Raw genomic sequence first — 15767 nt, 5'->3', positions numbered from 1 at the left:
GAAGAGAGTATGGTAAGATAACAACAGAGTTGGTGATACGGTTTATAAAAACATGTATTTTTTCGCCTGAAAACTATAATAATTACTCAAATTAAAGTAATCTTGCCTGCCAAACGGCGAATACAAGCATGTATACGTATACCGAATTACAAGAATTTACCAGGCAGGTTTTTGTGAAAATGGGTTGCCCAGAGGAGGATGCCAGGCTGGCCGCTGAAATATTAGTTTCAGCTGATTTGCGTGGTATCGATTCGCATGGCGTAGCCAGGTTACCAGGGTATGTCAGGTTACAATCGTTGGACCGGGTAAATCCCAAACCAAACATCCGTATTGTACACCAGACACCTAGCACAGCCGTGATAGATGGAGATGCCGGTTTAGGATTGGTTGTGGCTCCAAAAGCTATGGAAATTGCCATTGAAAAAGCGCAACAAGTAGGTACAAGCTGGGTAGCTATACGGAACTCTAACCATTTTGGTATTGCCGGATATTATGCCATGATGGCTTTACAACACGATATGATTGGCTTGGCTATGACACATGCCGGGCCTTTGGTAGCGCCAACTTTTTCTCAAGATAAATTACTAGGTACCAATCCAATTGCCATTGCCATTCCGGCTGATAAGCAACCCCCTTTTGTAGCTGATTTTGCAACTACCACTGCTGCTTATGGTAAACTTGAGATACTACAGCGGAAAAGCCAGCCCACACCCACAGGCTGGGTGCAAAATGCGGAGGGAAAGCCTAGTACAGATGCCCATGCAGTAAAGAATGGCGGAGCGTTATTGCCTTTAGGCGGTGACCGGGAGCATGGTAGCCACAAAGGGTACTGCCTGGGTGCTATGGTAGATATTTTGTGTGGTGTATTATCGGGCGCAAACTACGGTCCGTGGGTGCCTCCGTTTGCTACTGCCGGATTTATGGGAACTGCTACACAGCTGGTAGGTGCTGGTACTGGGCATATGCTGGGAGCTATGCGTGTAGATGCTTTCCGCCCGGCTCAGGAATTTAAAGAGCACATGGATAACTGGATTAATACCTTCAGAGCAGCTAAACCTGTAGAAGGAGAGGCGTGTGTACAAATTCCGGGCGATGCAGAACGGATGATGGAGGCAGAAAGAAAAGAGAAAGGTATCCCTGTATTAGCTCCAGTGATAGAGAGTTTAAATGAAATAGCTACTAAATTCGGTTTACCTTTTAAACGTAACTGAAAAATTTAAAAATATTTTAAATTTTTTTTAAATCTGCGGTTACCTTTATTTACTTACATAGTATTAAGATTTGAATAATTCAGATTATTCATACACCTGTTTAACACTTATTTAGTAATTGAAAACCCTTTTCTGCTTGGAAAAGGGTTTTTTTATGTATGCAAAGCATAATCCGGAAATTTGTTTCATGTGTTAGTCAGGGTTATTTCTTTTGGTGATAAAAAAGTTTAACCAAACATTTACATTACCTTACATACTTTGTTAAAGGTGTTACCTTATCTTTTTGAGTGGTAACTATTATTTTTTTAGTTGATCTGCTGATAGAATTGAATATACTAGTTGATCCACCTAAAAAGTAAGCAAGCACTAGGGGGACTGCAGAAATAGTTATAGGTACATCTGGCTATAATAAATATTTCAGAAACTGTAGAAAAATTATCTGTAGACAGATACAGATACCTTTACTCATGTCTAAAGTTGAGTAAACCATTCAAACGTTCTTTGTAATCCCTCCTTTATTCTCACCTTTGGACTATAGCCTAAAAGAGTTTGGGCTTTTGAAATATCTGCTAAACTATTACGAATATCGCCTGAACGTTCTGGTACATATTGCGGAGTAATAGAGGATTTAGCTAATTGCTGGATATAATAAAATAATTGATTTAAAGATGTGCTCTCTCCTACGGCAATGTTATATACCTGATTGGTGGAAACGATGGGTGAAAAAAGAGCTTTTATATTAGCTTGTACTACATTTTCTACAAAGGTAAAATCTCGGGTTTGCTCTCCATCTCCATACATGGTAGGTTGTTTGTTTTCCAGCAAAGCTTGTATAAATAATGGAATAACGGCAGCATACGCTCCTTTGGGACTTTGCCTTGGGCCAAATACATTGAAATAGCGTAAACCAATAACTTCGAGCCCATAGGTTTTAGCAAATACATCTGCATAGAGTTCATTTACTAGTTTAGTCACTGCATAGGGAGATAAGGGTTTGCCAATGCGTGCTTCCACTTTGGGCAGTTCCTGGCTGTCGCCATAAACAGACGAAGAGGCTGCGTACACAAAACGTTTAACCTGGTTATCTTTGGCTGCCACCAGCATATTCAAAAAACCGTCAATATTTACCGCATTGGTTGTAGCAGGATCTTTAATGCTTCGGGGTACAGAGCCTAGCGCAGCTTCATGAAAAACGAAATCTATATTGCGGCAGGCTTGTTGGCAAGTTTGTACATTACAAATACTTCCGTTAATAAATTCAAGTTGCGGATTATTGGCAAAGCTGGCGAGGTTTTGTTGAAAGCCGGTAGATAAATCATCTAACACGCGTACTTTGCCTGCTTTGTGTTGCAGCAGGTATTCTACTAGATGTGAGCCAATAAAGCCTGCGCCTCCTGTTACTAAAAACTGATATTTGCTTAAATCTTCTACATGAAATGCGTTGTAGTACATACTTTTCTGCCCTTATACTGAATTTATACTTTGATGAGGGCTTGAAGTTACTGAAGATTACCGGCTATCACTGCATCAAGTTTATTTATATTGTTGTGCATAATAATTCTGGTAAGCTCCTGAAGTTACACTTTCAAGCCAGTTAGTATTAGTGAGGTACCAGTCTACCGTTTTTTCTAGCCCTTCTTCAAATTGTAGTGAAGGTTTCCAGCCTAGTTCATTCATTATTTTAGAAGCGTCAATGGCATAACGCAGGTCATGACCGGCTCTGTCTGTTACAAATGTGATTAATTTAGCAGATTCGCCTGCTGTTCGGCCCAACTTTTTATCCATTACCTGACAAAGCAAATGCACAATGTCGATATTACGCCACTCGTTAAATCCACCTATATTATAGGTTTCTCCCACTTTGCCCTTATGAAAAACGGTATCAATAGCACGGGCGTGATCTATTACATATAACCAGTCGCGGACATTTTCACCTTTCCCATACACAGGCAAAGGCTTGTTATTCCTTATATTATTAATACATAAAGGCAATAATTTTTCAGGAAACTGATTGGGGCCATAGTTATTAGAGCAGTTGGTAATAACAACTGGTAACTTATATGTATTATGATAAGCTCTTACTAAATGGTCGGAAGATGCTTTAGAGGCAGAATAAGGAGACTGAGGGTCATAAGGTGTTTGTTCAGTAAAAAACTCATCAGGATTGTGCAAAGATCCATACACTTCATCAGTAGACACATGGTAAAATAAATGATCAGCACTTGAGTTTTTCCATATAGCTTTTGCCGCATTTAGCAAGTTGGCCGTACCTACCACATTTGTATAAATGAAATCCATCGGATTACTGATAGACCGGTCTACGTGTGATTCTGCTGCTAGATGTATTACTGCATCGAATTGATGAGTAATAAATAATTCACTAACAAAATCAGCATCTACTATATCTCCTTTTACAAAGACATAGTTGGGCATGTGCTCTATATCTGAAAGGTTAGCCAGATTGCCTGCATAGGTAAGCTTATCCAGATTATATACCTGGTAATCTTCATAGCGGTTTACAAATAATCTAACAACATGCGATCCAATAAAGCCTGCGCCTCCGGTAATAAGGATTTTTTTCACTCTATGATAAATATAACTTTTAATTACTTTTAAAAGTAGACATATTAGCAATGAAATTATGTAGCTGTTTGCTCAGCTTTTTCTTTTAACTTCTGTTGCCAGTTCCACGCATCTTTTAAAGCATCGCGGAGAGTCAGACTTGACTGCCAACGAAGAACATCTCTGGCTTTATCTACTTCCGCATAAATTTGCTCAATATCCCCAGGTCTTCTTGGGCCAATTTTGTAATTTACTTTACGGCCTGTAACCATTTCAAAAGTTTTGATTACTTCAAGCACTGTATTGCCTGCACCAGTACCTACATTGAATACATCGTAGAATGGCGAAAGAGAAGTCCGGTCAAGCAACTCTAAGGCTTTTACATGTGCTTTAGCTAAATCTACTACATGTATATAATCACGAACACAGGTGCCATCTGACGTATTATAATCATTACCAAATACAGTCAATTGCGGCCGATGACCAGCAACAGTTTGCGTAATAAAAGGAATCAGGTTTCCAGGCGTACCTATGGGCAATTCGCCAATATTTCCTGATGGATGTGCACCTACCGGATTAAAATACCGTAACGCCACAGATTTTAATGGTTTGCCTGCCAGACCAATCTGCGCAAGTATATTTTCGCACAGTTGCTTGGTATTGCCATAGGGAGATTGTGCTGGCAATATGGGCGAATTTTCATTCACCGGTAATTTTTCAGGTTGACCATATACTGTACAAGAGGATGAAAATACCAAGTTTGGCACATTGTATTTCAGCATCATTTCAATAATCACCAGCAATGAATTTATATTATTCCGGTAGTATTTGATGGGCTGTTGTACAGATTCACCCACTGCTTTAAAAGCAGCAAAATGTATCACGCCTGTAATATCCTTTTCTCTAGCAAATATAGTTTCCATAACCTGCTGATTGTTGCAATCTGCCGGGTACCAGGAAACACTATCTCCAATTGTATTTTCTATGCCTTTTATAACGGATTGTTCAGAATTTGAAAAGTCATCTATAATAATAGGTTCAAAACCTGCCCGGTATAACTCTACCACTGTATGTGATCCTATAAATCCGGCACCTCCGGTTACTATGATTTTACTCATGATAAAATTTATTAAGTGAGATAAGCAATATTGCGTGCCTTACAGTAACATTATTAAAAGTATGAAGCAAACCATTTTAAATCGCAGTCTGAAGACCTGTTTGTATTTTTATAAAGACCAATAACGCAAATGCTTAATTTTATCTCTATAAATACCTTTGATATCAACAAACACAGCATCAGGCGCAGCTAAATTCTGAAAATAGCTTTCAGCACAGTTACTATATTCTTTGTGGCTTACAGCTAAGATAATAGCATCATAAGATGTATGTAACTGTTGAGTCAAACTAAATCCATATTCGTGCCTTAACTCTTCAGAGTCAGCATGAGGATCTATAACGTCAACTTTCACACCGAAGCTGAGCAATTCATTTACTACATCAGCCACTTTAGAGTTGCGTATATCTTCTACATTCTCTTTAAAGGTGGCACCCATTACTAACACCCTTGACTTTATGATGTCTTTACCCATTTTAGCCATCAGCTGGATGGTACGTTTAGCTACGTATGCTCCCATAGCATCATTTATATGCCGTCCACTGAGAATCACTTTAGGATCGTGGCCTAGTTCTTTGGATTTATAAGTCAGATAATATGGATCAACACCTATGCAATGGCCACCCACCAAACCCGGAGAAAATTTCAAGAAGTTCCATTTTGTGCCAGCTGCTTCTAATACTTCATACGTATTTATTTTAAGCTTGTCAAAAATCATTGACAATTCGTTCATCAACGCTATATTTAAATCACGCTGGGTATTTTCAATAATTTTAGCTGCTTCTGCTACTTTAATAGAGGAAGCTTTATGTACGCCTGCTTCTACTACTAATTCATATACTTTTGCTATTGTTTCCAACGACTCAGGGCCACAACCAGAAACTACCTTTGTGATTTTAGCTAATGTATGTTCTCGATCTCCCGGATTAATTCTTTCAGGTGAATACCCTACCTTAAAATCTTTCCGGAGAGTTAAACCTGATTCCTGCTCTAAGAGAGGGATACAATCTTCTTCTGTACAGCCAGGATACACAGTAGATTCAAAAACTACATAATCCCCCTTTTTTAATGCCTTACCTACTGTTCGGCTGGCTGATAGTAACGGTTTTAAGTCTGGCATTGAATGTGCGTCTATTGGAGTAGGCACAGCTACTATAAAAAATGAGGCTTCGCGTAAATCCTGAGGTTCATAAGTAAAAGAAATATCTGAGTTTTCAAAGTCAGTAGCAGATAATTCCCCACTTGGGTCAACGTTTTTACGCATTAATAGTACTCTGTCTTTGTTAATATCAAACCCAATAACTTTAATTTTCTTTGCAAAAGCCAGAGCAATGGGTAAACCCACGTATCCTAAACCAATAACGGCTAACCTTGCTTGTTTATTAATAAGTTCGTGAATCATATAAAATAAAAAACATTCAAGGCAAAGTTAGAGCCTTGAATGTTTAATTTACTATAAAAATTCAAATATTATTTCTTAACAGTGTTCTTAAAAAAATCGTAAGTAATTTTCAATCCTTCAGCTCTTGATATTTTTGGCTCCCAACCTAGAATTTCTTTAGCTCGGGTAATATCTGGTCTGCGCTGTTTAGGATCGTCTTTGGGTAATGGCTTATATGAAATTTTTTGAGTTGTTCCTGTTAGCTTTATTATTTCTTCAGCAAATTCTTTAATAGTGATCTCATCAGGATTTCCTATGTTTACCGGATATGAGTAGTCACTTAGCAGTAAGCGGTAAATTCCCTCTATCAGGTCATCTACATAGCAGAAAGAGCGTGTTTGGGAGCCATCACCAAATACAGTTAAATCCTCACCACGTATAGCCTGACCAATAAAGGCAGGAAGCGCCCTACCGTCGTCTAGCCTCATTCTGGGGCCATACGTATTAAAAATTCTGATGATACGGGTTTCTAAGCCATGATAGGTATGATAGGCCATAGTCATAGCTTCCTGGAAACGTTTTGCCTCATCGTATACGCCACGTGGGCCAATTGGATTAACGTTCCCCCAGTAATCTTCATTTTGCGGGTGTACATGAGGATCGCCATATACTTCTGAAGTTGAAGCAATGAGCATTCTAGCTTTTTTTGCTTTTGCCAATCCTAGCAAGTTATGAGTACCTAAAGAACCCACTTTCAACGTTTGAATGGGAATTTTTAAATAATCAATTGGACTGGCAGGCGAAGCAAAATGTAAAATATAATCTATATGCCCTTCCACGTGCACATAGTTAGATACGTCATGGTTATAAAATTCGAACTGTGGAAGTTTAAATAAATGTTCAATGTTGCGTAAAGATCCAGTAATTAGATTATCCATAGCAATAACATGGTAACCTTCTTTAATGAATCTGTCGCATAGATGAGAGCCCAAGAAGCCGGCACCGCCAGTAATAAGTACACGTTTCATAAAATAGTATGTACGTCAGATATAAAGTTAAGAGTAATAAAAATTTGCTCTGGTATATTGACCAGAGCAAATACAGAAGTATATCTCAATTGGGTGAATTAACTGTGAGTTAATACAGGTGTTAAAACGGCTTCGCGTCCTATGCTATAATATGTGTAGCCTAATTCCTTCATCTCCTGTAAGTCAAAGAGATTTCTTCCATCAAAAATAACTTTGTTTTTTAACAATTTACTCATAACATCAAAATCTGGTGTACGGAATAAAGGCCATTCAGTAACAACTAATAAGGCATCTGCGTTTTCAAGCGCTGAATATGGACCATCTGTTAATACGATTTTATCTCCTATTAATTTCCGTACATTCTCAGAAGCTTCCGGGTCATATGCTTTTATCTTGACACCCTCAGAAAGTAGAATTTTTATGTTTTCTAAAGCAGGAGCTTCCCTTATATCATCTGTATATGGTTTAAATGCCAATCCCCATACAGCAACAGTTTTTCCTTTGAGCTCGCCATTGAAATATTCTTTTATCCGGGGAATTAACTTAGTTTTCTGATTTTGGTTTACCTCCATTACAGATTGTAAAATACGAAAATCATAATCATAGTCGGCAGATGTTTTTGCCAATGCTTGCACATCTTTAGGGAAGCAGCTGCCACCATAGCCTATACCTGCAAAGAGAAAACGTTTACCTATTCTAGAGTCTGAACCAATACCCATACGAACAGCATCTACGTTAGCTCCTACCTTTTCACACAAATTAGCTATTTCGTTCATAAATGTGATTTTAGTAGCTAAAAACGCATTAGCAGCATATTTAGTCATTTCAGCAGAACGCTCATCCATAAATATGATTGGATTTCCCTGCCTTACTAAGGGGTTATAGAGATGAGAGAGTACTTTTTGAGCTTTTTCAGAAGTGGTACCGATTACTACTCTGTCAGGTTTCATAAAGTCTTCAACCGCCACTCCTTCACGCAAAAACTCAGGATTAGATACTACATCAAATTCTACTTTTGCATTTCGGGCTATACGCTCGTGTACCTTTTCAGCTGTACCTACCGGTACTGTGCTTTTATCTATAATAACTGTGTAATCCTCTAGTAGCGGGCCTAAGTCATCAGCAACTTTGAGTATATATTTCAAGTCTGCTGAACCATCCTCGCCGGGAGGAGTTGGTAGTGCTAAAAAGATAATCTGCGCATCTTTTATACCTTCCTCCAAGTTTGTTGTAAACTTTAAACGCTTGGCTTTGGTATTTCTGTCGAATAAAATATCTAAGCCGGGTTCATAAATTGGGATGATGCCATTTTTTAGCTTTTCTACTTTTTGAACATCGATGTCTACACAGGTTACGTCATTGCCTGTTTCAGCAAAACAAGTACCTGTTACTAAACCAACATAACCAGTTCCTACAACAGCTATTTTCATAATTGTTAAAAATAATGATTGTTAAATGCTTAATTATTAATGTTTGGATTATAAAAGTTCTGCCTGATTTTATAGATAAAAGGGCTTTATCATCTATGCAAAATCTTATCTGGTAAGTAAATGTATATAGTTATTCGGAGAAAGTATATTTTTTTTGTGCTTATTCTATAATTTCATTGATTATTACTAAAATTTATATTTTATCTTATAAGTATAGTTTTTACTTCCACCAATTATGTGAGTATAATTCGCTCGACTATTAGCATTTTACGGAGAAATATTACATACTTCTATACATACTATTTTGGTAGAATAAGTAAATCACGTTTTGTAACATTTATGATTTGCTTATAAAATGCAATTATAAAATGTTAGGTATATATCAATTACTATTTGATTATGATAGTGTACTTGTTGGCTATTTTTGTGTGGATTATTTAAGGATTTTGGAATAGCTAAATCCAGATATGGAAACTGTAAATGAATATTACAGCAATATAAACGTCAAAAAGACCTTTTAAGGGGTCTTTTTGACGTTAGTGAATAATTTACAATCCTGTAAAATCGAAAGTATCTAAATATGAGGTAGTGAATTTGCCGGATTTAAAACCTTCATCATCCATTAGTCTGATGTGGAAAGGAATAGTTGTTTTAATACCTTCAATTACAAATTCCTGAAGGGCTCTTTTCATCCGTACCAATGCTTCTTCACGTGATTGAGCACTAACGATTACTTTGGCAATCATAGAATCGTAGTTAGGTGGAATTGTGTATCCAGAATATACATGGCTATCAATCCGGACACCCCTGCCGCCAGGTAAATGTAGATTAGTGATTTTACCAGGTGATGGTCTGAAACCATTCGCAGGATCTTCAGCATTTATACGGCATTCTATGGCAAATAAATTTGGCTCATAGTTTTGCCCAGAAATGGGAATTCCGGCAGCTACTTTGATCTGTTCTTTAATTAAGTCGAAATCAGTTACTTCTTCGGTAATGGGATGCTCTACCTGGATACGGGTATTCATTTCCATAAAATAGAAATCGCCGTATTTATCTACTAAAAATTCAATGGTTCCGGCTCCTTCATAATTAATAGCTGAAGCACCTTTGATGGCAGCTTCGCCCATTTTTTTCCGAAGTTCCGGGGTAATAATTGGAGAGGGAGTTTCTTCTACTAATTTTTGATGCCTCCGTTGTATAGAACAGTCTCTTTCAGATAAGTGGCAGACTTTACCATATTTATCTCCCACAATTTGTATTTCTACATGCCTAGGCTCTTCTACATATTTCTCCAGATATAATCCATCATTCCCAAAAGCAGCAGCAGCTTCCATTCTGGCATCATTCCATGCTTTGTCAAATTCTTTTTCACTTTTGATAATACGCATTCCTTTGCCACCACCGCCAGCCGTAGCTTTAATTATAACCGGATACCGTATTTCTGCAGCTAATTTTTTACCTTGGCTAATTGATTCTAATAAGCCATTTGAACCGGGTATAGTAGGTACTCCTGCTTTTTTCATGGTATCTTTTGCAGAAGATTTATCGCCCATTGCATCTATCATGGCAGGCGAAGCACCAATAAATTTTATATTGTATTCTTCGCAGATTTTTGAAAACTCTGCATTCTCAGATAAAAAGCCATATCCTGGATGGATAGCATCGGCATTAGTAATTTCTGCAGCAGCAATTATATTAGGTATATTCAGGTAAGATTGTTTACTGGAAGGAGGACCGATACATACCGCTTCATCGGCAAATTTTACATGTAAGCTATCTTTGTCAGCAGTAGAGTAAACAGCTACTGTTTTTATGCCCATTTCCTTACAGGTACGGATTACACGTAGGGCAATTTCTCCTCTGTTGGCAATGAGAATTTTTTTAAACATAGTGGGACTTAATAGGTAAATTTGAAAATGCAACACTAAGCATGTATTTGCATAGCATCACCAATCCACAAATAATAAATTCTTAGATCATACCAAACTGCTTAGGATGGATCTACCAGGAACAGTGGCTGGTCATACTCTACAGGGGAAGCATTTTCAACCAATATTTTTACAATTTTGCCGGATACTTCCGATTCTATTTCATTGAAAAGTTTCATTGCCTCAATAATACAAACTGTTTGCCCCTTCTTTACATCATCGCCTACATTCACAAACATAGGTGCATCAGGATTTGATGAACGGTAGAATGTACCAATCATAGGAGATTTAATTGTAACATACTGCGCTTCATTCCCTGTTGAAGTAGTAGAAGCAGGAGGAGTAGCCGGTGCTTGAATGATCTGGGGTAGAGGTGCAGTAGCAACAGAAGGATTTGCCACAGGAGGAGCAGGCTGATAGACTGGCTCCGGAAATTTGTATTGAGGTGGAGAGTTACGCTTTACCTTTAGTTTAAATTGTTCTGTTTCAATATTTACTTCTTCGAGGCCTGACTTTGCAATAAAGTCTATTAATTCTTGTATCTCTTTGGCTTTCATGCGTTAAACAGTTATGTATCGATACACTGACTTAGTTCAAACATCGTAAGTATGTTACGAAGGTGCAAATAAACATCAAGTTCTGTTGAATTTCAAACAAGTGTTGTTTCTTATTTTACTCGTTCAACATATGCATAGGTACGTGTATCTACTCTAATTTTTTCGTCCTGGTCAATAAACAGCGGAACTCTTATGGTAGCTCCTGTTTCGAGGGTTGCTGGCTTACTGGCGTTTGTTGCTGTATCTCCTTTGATGCCAGGTTCTGTATAAGTAACAACTAATTCTACAAAAGATGGTAATTCGCAGCTTAAGGGAGTTTCCGTTTCTGCATGAAAGATAATTTCTACTTCCTGTCCATCTTTCATAAGGTCGGCATTAGGTACTAATTTTTCTTCCAATACTACCTGCTCAAAAGTGTTACTATCCATAAAATTATACCCAAAATCGTCTTTGTAAAGAAATTGATGGGGTCTTCTTTCTATTCTGGCAGTGGTTATTTGTACACCTGCGTTAAAGGTATTTTCAATAACTTTACCATTGGTCAGGTTCTTTAATTTCGTCCTTACAAAAGCACCGCCTTTTCCTGGTTTTACATGTTGAAATTCTACAATTGTGTATAGCCCATTGTTAAACTCTATACATAATCCGTTTTTAAAATCTGCAGTAGTGGCCATTTTAGGTATGAGCAGTTATTTAATTAAAAAATGTGTTGATAGAACTGGGTAATTTGCGTTTTATCGGTGGCTATTTATTCCCATCGTATGCCCACTTCAGGTAGGCAGATCCCCACGTAAAGCCTCCTCCAAATGCAGCAAACACAATATTGTCTCCTTTCCTGAGGAAAGATTCATATTCCCACAAGTTCAGAGGAATGGTGGCATTGGTAGTATTGCCAAACTTATCTATAGTTATCATTACTTTCTCAGGGCCAATGGCCATTCTATTAGCAGTAGCGTCTATAATACGCTTATTTGCCTGGTGTGGACAAAGCCAAGCTATATCATCGCCTGTTAATTTGTTCCGCTCCATTATCTGTGCGGAAACATCAGCCATGTTAGTAACAGCAAATTTGTAGACGGTAGAGCCTTCTTGATATATATAATGTTCACGGGCATCAATGGTAGCATGCGTGGGTGGCTTTACACTACCGCCTGCCTTCTGATATAAATGAGCAACGCCTGAACCATCTGTTTTAAGTACAGAGTCTATTAATCCGAGGCCTTCGTAATTTGGTTCCAGCAGCACTGCCCCAGCTCCATCTCCGAAAATAATACATGTGGAACGGTCCTGATAATCTACTATGGCGGACATTTTGTCGGAGCCAACTACAACTACTTTTTTGTATTTGCCAGTTTCAATAAACTGTGCTCCCGTTACCATCGAGTAGAGAAAACCTGAGCAAGCAGCCTGAACATCGTAGCTGAAAGCATTTTTTGCACCTACTTTATCGCAAATTAAATTGGCAGCCGCAGGAAAAACGTAATCGGGGGTAGTAGTAGCACAAATCAACAAGTCTATCTCTTCGGGATTTGTACCCGTCTTCTCTAGTAAGCCTTGTACAGCTTTTGCTCCCATAAATGAGCTGCCTAATCCCTCTCCTTTTAGAATATGCCTCTCTTTAATGCCGGTACGGGTTGTAATCCACTCATCGGTGGTATCTACTATTTTTTCCAGCTCAGCATTGGTTAAGATGTAATCCGGAACATATCCGCAAATACCTGTAATAGCGGCTGTTATTTTACTCATTTGATAAGTCTAAAGTGTGTATACAAGGGTATGTAAAAAGAGATACCTTTTAAAAGTATAAAATTTAGCTACTGAGTGCTTGTTTTATATTTAAATAGATGTTGGATTCTGCCATTTTTTTCGCCAGCAAAATCATGTTTTTAATGGCTAACGGAGAAGATACCCCATGTCCGATAACTACATTCCCGTTTACACCTAAAATGGGACTACCTCCAATAGCTTCGTAATTAAATTTGGCGAAAAACTCATCCTCTAACCCCCGCTTATGCATAACATCATACACGGATTCTGCCATTTTAAGAATGACATTTCCTGTATATCCATCACACACTATTACGTCTGCCTTATCTGAATAAACATCGCGTCCTTCAATGTTGCCAATAAAGTTGATCTTTGAATTAGCTTTTAACAACTGGTGAGTAGATTGCAGAATCTGAGTGCCTTTTTGCTCTTCTTCGCCAATGTTCATTAAGCCTACACGCGGGTTTTTAATCCCAAGAATATGCTTGGCATAAATGGAGCCGATAACAGCAAATTGTTCAAGTACATCAGGTTTACATTCAGCATTGGCTCCTATATCTAAAATTACGCCATAACTACCATCTTCTTTGGGAACATGGCTTGAAAGACATGGGCGCATAACTCCTTCTATAGCCTTAATGCTGAACATTGCCCCTACATGCATAGCACCAGTATTGCCAGCGCTACAAAATGCATTGACTTGTCCGGCTTTCAGCATACCATAGCCAATAGCAATGCTTGATTTAGTTTTTTGGGTAAGCGCTTTGGTAGGATGCTCTCCCATTTCAACTACTTCTTCGGCATGAATAATTTCGATATTGTTTGAAGCAAGCGTAGGCGTATGTAGCAGCTCCTGTATGACCTGTTCTTTACCAATCAGAATAAGTTTAACGTCTGAAGGAAGCTCTTCACTTGCCAGCAAGGTGCCTTCTATAACAGCCTGGGGAGCAAAGTCTCCTCCCATAGCATCTATGGCAATTTTCATGTAAAATGAATGGTTTGGTTAGAAAACATACAAAAATGAGTACATTCCAATAGGCATATACTCATTTTTGCATACACTCATTCGTATTTAAGAAAATTAAGCAATAGAGGTATAATTTTCTATGGCTACTTTGCCCTTGTAGTACAAATCGCCATTTACTACATACGCTCTATGATATAAATGAGGCTCGTTCGTGGTTGGGCAAATGGCAATTGTGCTTGCTGTTGCTTTATAATGAGTTCTTCTTTTATCCCTTCTAGTCTTCGAAATTTTTCGCTTTGGATGTGCCATTGTAGTATGATGTTATAAATCTTTTTGTTTTACTTGATAAACAAAACAATACAGACTATCATAGCCTGTATGTAGGTGTTAATTATCTTTTAAGTTTTTTAAAATCTGCCAGCGAGGGTCCATTGGTTCGTCAGAATCGGGCGTACTTTCCGAGTCAACTTCACCAGTAGTTCCGGAAGAGTATACCAGGATACCTTCTTCATTTTCTTCGAAATGGCCTTTTGCTAGCTTAGGATGCAGCTTTTTCATAGGTATAGCCAGACCAATAAACTCATAGATATACTGGGCTATATTTATCTGCTGCGTATCCCGCTTAATTATTTCTATTTCATCCGTCAGAACCTCATCCTGATCGCCAAATTTAAATATTAATTTTTGCTTAATATTAATTGGATAATCGAAGGGTTCCAATGTTCGATCGCATATAAGTTGTACGCTGCCAGTTATATGAAAGTGCAAAGACATCATGGTCTCTGACTTATCTAACGTCAGTTTTACTTTGAATGCTCCTTCCTCTATCAAACTATTCTCAAAATTACTGAAGAAAGCAGCGCCTGAATCGAATTCAAAGTCGTGCTTTTTATTGCTCAATCTTGATATTTCAATAGAGTATTCTTTTAAATCCTTCACGCTAAATACCTCCTGAATTTTAAGAGTGCAAATTTAGTAGATAATTTCTATTATTAAAAATAAGTATTCATATTTTAGTTTAATCTGCTTATAGACTGGTATCAGTTGCAGAATAGTATCATTCAAGGTTTTCTTTTAATAGCGCAATATCTTTTACCAAATACAAGTGTTATAATTATAGTTGGACATTGTTGGTTTGTTATACATCTCATTATCAAATGCTTACAATAATTAATTGATTGATGTTGCCAGGTAATTAAAATATAAGCAAGGTTCATACAGAAGTTTACGCTTAGAAACCGTTATGGACCAGCTTTGCTAAAAAAATCATTTGGTATTTTTACTATATTTGGGCTCAAAAGGATATGTGCTGCTTCATCTAACTATTGTGGACATTCTTTGGTATTACGGAAAAGGTACATGAGAACAATTAAGATTTTATTGGTAGAAGATAATCTGGCTGATAGCAGGCTGATACAAGAGGCTTTGAAGGAAGGAAATATCAGTCATACCTTATATAGTGTAAAGGACGGCGTACAAGCTATGGACTTTTTGTTCAAGCGTCCGCCGTTTACTGAAGCTGTTACACCGGATGTAGTTTTACTCGACTTAAATATACCACGGAAATCCGGGCAGGAGGTGTTGCAAGAGATTAAACAGGATGCCACACTGAAAGCTATACCTGTTGTAGTTATTACTACTTCCTCTTCAGAACAAGATGTAGCTAAGACATATGCAAGTGATGCTAACTGTTATATTACTAAGCCAGTAGATTTTGCCCAATTTGCTTATGTAATTAAAATAATTGATGATTTCTGGTTGTCGTCAATAAAATCAGGTGATGATTCTTCTGAGCCTGGTAGTTAATTCATTTACCAAT

The 15767-nt window shown here is 37.8% G+C and carries 15 protein-coding genes; 2 read left to right on the top strand and 13 right to left on the bottom strand.

The window, feature by feature from the left end; genetic code table 11:
- The first annotated feature begins 128 nt into the window (after window positions 1-128).
- Window positions 129-1211 carry an Ldh family oxidoreductase gene (locus Q0590_RS27790; RefSeq protein ID WP_302040916.1) on the top strand — a complete coding sequence of 361 codons (1083 nt, stop codon included), beginning with the start codon at window positions 129-131 and terminating at the stop codon, window positions 1209-1211.
- 471 nt (window positions 1212-1682) lie between these two features.
- On the opposite strand, the gene Q0590_RS27785 is transcribed toward Q0590_RS27790, so the two are convergent.
- The 13 genes from Q0590_RS27785 to Q0590_RS27725 form a co-directional block, all read right to left on the bottom strand.
- Entirely contained in the window at window positions 1683-2663 is a 981-nt protein-coding gene (locus Q0590_RS27785) for an SDR family oxidoreductase (RefSeq protein WP_302040915.1), read from the bottom strand.
- A gap of 81 nt (window positions 2664-2744) precedes the next feature.
- Complete coding sequence (gene rfbB, locus Q0590_RS27780) at window positions 2745-3794, bottom strand: dTDP-glucose 4,6-dehydratase (protein ID WP_302040914.1); 1050 nt, start codon at window positions 3792-3794, stop codon at window positions 2745-2747.
- 56 nt (window positions 3795-3850) lie between these two features.
- The gene (galE, locus tag Q0590_RS27775; RefSeq protein WP_302040913.1) at window positions 3851-4891 is read right to left on the bottom strand and encodes a UDP-glucose 4-epimerase GalE; all 1041 of its coding nucleotides are present in this window, start codon (window positions 4889-4891) and stop codon (window positions 3851-3853) included.
- A 108-nt stretch (window positions 4892-4999) separates the two neighbouring features.
- On the bottom strand, window positions 5000-6289 hold the full coding sequence (locus Q0590_RS27770; RefSeq protein ID WP_302040912.1) for a nucleotide sugar dehydrogenase: 1290 nt from the start codon (window positions 6287-6289) through the stop codon (window positions 5000-5002).
- A gap of 68 nt (window positions 6290-6357) precedes the next feature.
- Window positions 6358-7296 (bottom strand): UDP-glucuronic acid decarboxylase family protein, encoded by a 939-nt coding sequence (locus Q0590_RS27765; RefSeq protein WP_302040911.1) that lies wholly within the window; start codon window positions 7294-7296, stop codon window positions 6358-6360.
- 98 nt (window positions 7297-7394) lie between these two features.
- Entirely contained in the window at window positions 7395-8726 is a 1332-nt protein-coding gene (locus tag Q0590_RS27760) for a UDP-glucose dehydrogenase family protein (RefSeq protein ID WP_302040910.1), read from the bottom strand.
- Between the two features lie 548 nt (window positions 8727-9274).
- The gene (gene accC, locus Q0590_RS27755) at window positions 9275-10618 is read right to left on the bottom strand and encodes an acetyl-CoA carboxylase biotin carboxylase subunit (RefSeq protein ID WP_302040909.1); all 1344 of its coding nucleotides are present in this window, start codon (window positions 10616-10618) and stop codon (window positions 9275-9277) included.
- A 101-nt stretch (window positions 10619-10719) separates the two neighbouring features.
- Window positions 10720-11214, bottom strand: coding sequence for an acetyl-CoA carboxylase biotin carboxyl carrier protein (gene accB / locus Q0590_RS27750; RefSeq protein WP_302040908.1), 495 nt, complete (start codon window positions 11212-11214; stop codon window positions 10720-10722).
- 110 nt (window positions 11215-11324) lie between these two features.
- Complete coding sequence (gene efp / locus Q0590_RS27745; RefSeq protein ID WP_302040907.1) at window positions 11325-11888, bottom strand: elongation factor P; 564 nt, start codon at window positions 11886-11888, stop codon at window positions 11325-11327.
- A 70-nt stretch (window positions 11889-11958) separates the two neighbouring features.
- On the bottom strand, window positions 11959-12960 hold the full coding sequence (locus Q0590_RS27740; RefSeq protein WP_302040906.1) for a beta-ketoacyl-ACP synthase III: 1002 nt from the start codon (window positions 12958-12960) through the stop codon (window positions 11959-11961).
- Window positions 12961-13024: 64 nt separating this feature from the next.
- The gene (gene plsX, locus Q0590_RS27735) at window positions 13025-13966 is read right to left on the bottom strand and encodes a phosphate acyltransferase PlsX (protein ID WP_302040905.1); all 942 of its coding nucleotides are present in this window, start codon (window positions 13964-13966) and stop codon (window positions 13025-13027) included.
- A 96-nt stretch (window positions 13967-14062) separates the two neighbouring features.
- Window positions 14063-14257: a 50S ribosomal protein L32 gene (gene rpmF, locus Q0590_RS27730; RefSeq protein ID WP_302040904.1), complete on the bottom strand. Its 195-nt coding sequence runs from the start codon at window positions 14255-14257 to the stop codon at window positions 14063-14065.
- A 78-nt stretch (window positions 14258-14335) separates the two neighbouring features.
- Window positions 14336-14848, bottom strand: coding sequence for a YceD family protein (locus tag Q0590_RS27725; RefSeq protein WP_302040903.1), 513 nt, complete (start codon window positions 14846-14848; stop codon window positions 14336-14338).
- A gap of 459 nt (window positions 14849-15307) precedes the next feature.
- Between Q0590_RS27725 and Q0590_RS27720 the strand changes: the two genes are divergently transcribed.
- Window positions 15308-15754, top strand: a complete 447-nt coding sequence (locus tag Q0590_RS27720) for a response regulator (protein WP_302040902.1) — start codon at window positions 15308-15310, stop codon at window positions 15752-15754.
- Window positions 15755-15767: the final 13 nt, after the last annotated feature.

This window comes from Rhodocytophaga aerolata (genome assembly GCF_030503435.1).
GTDB classification, from domain to species: Bacteria; Bacteroidota; Bacteroidia; order Cytophagales; family 172606-1; genus Rhodocytophaga; species Rhodocytophaga aerolata.
The sequence above is the reverse complement of the archived record's forward strand: the minus strand, read 5'-3'. Positions and strand labels throughout refer to the sequence as shown.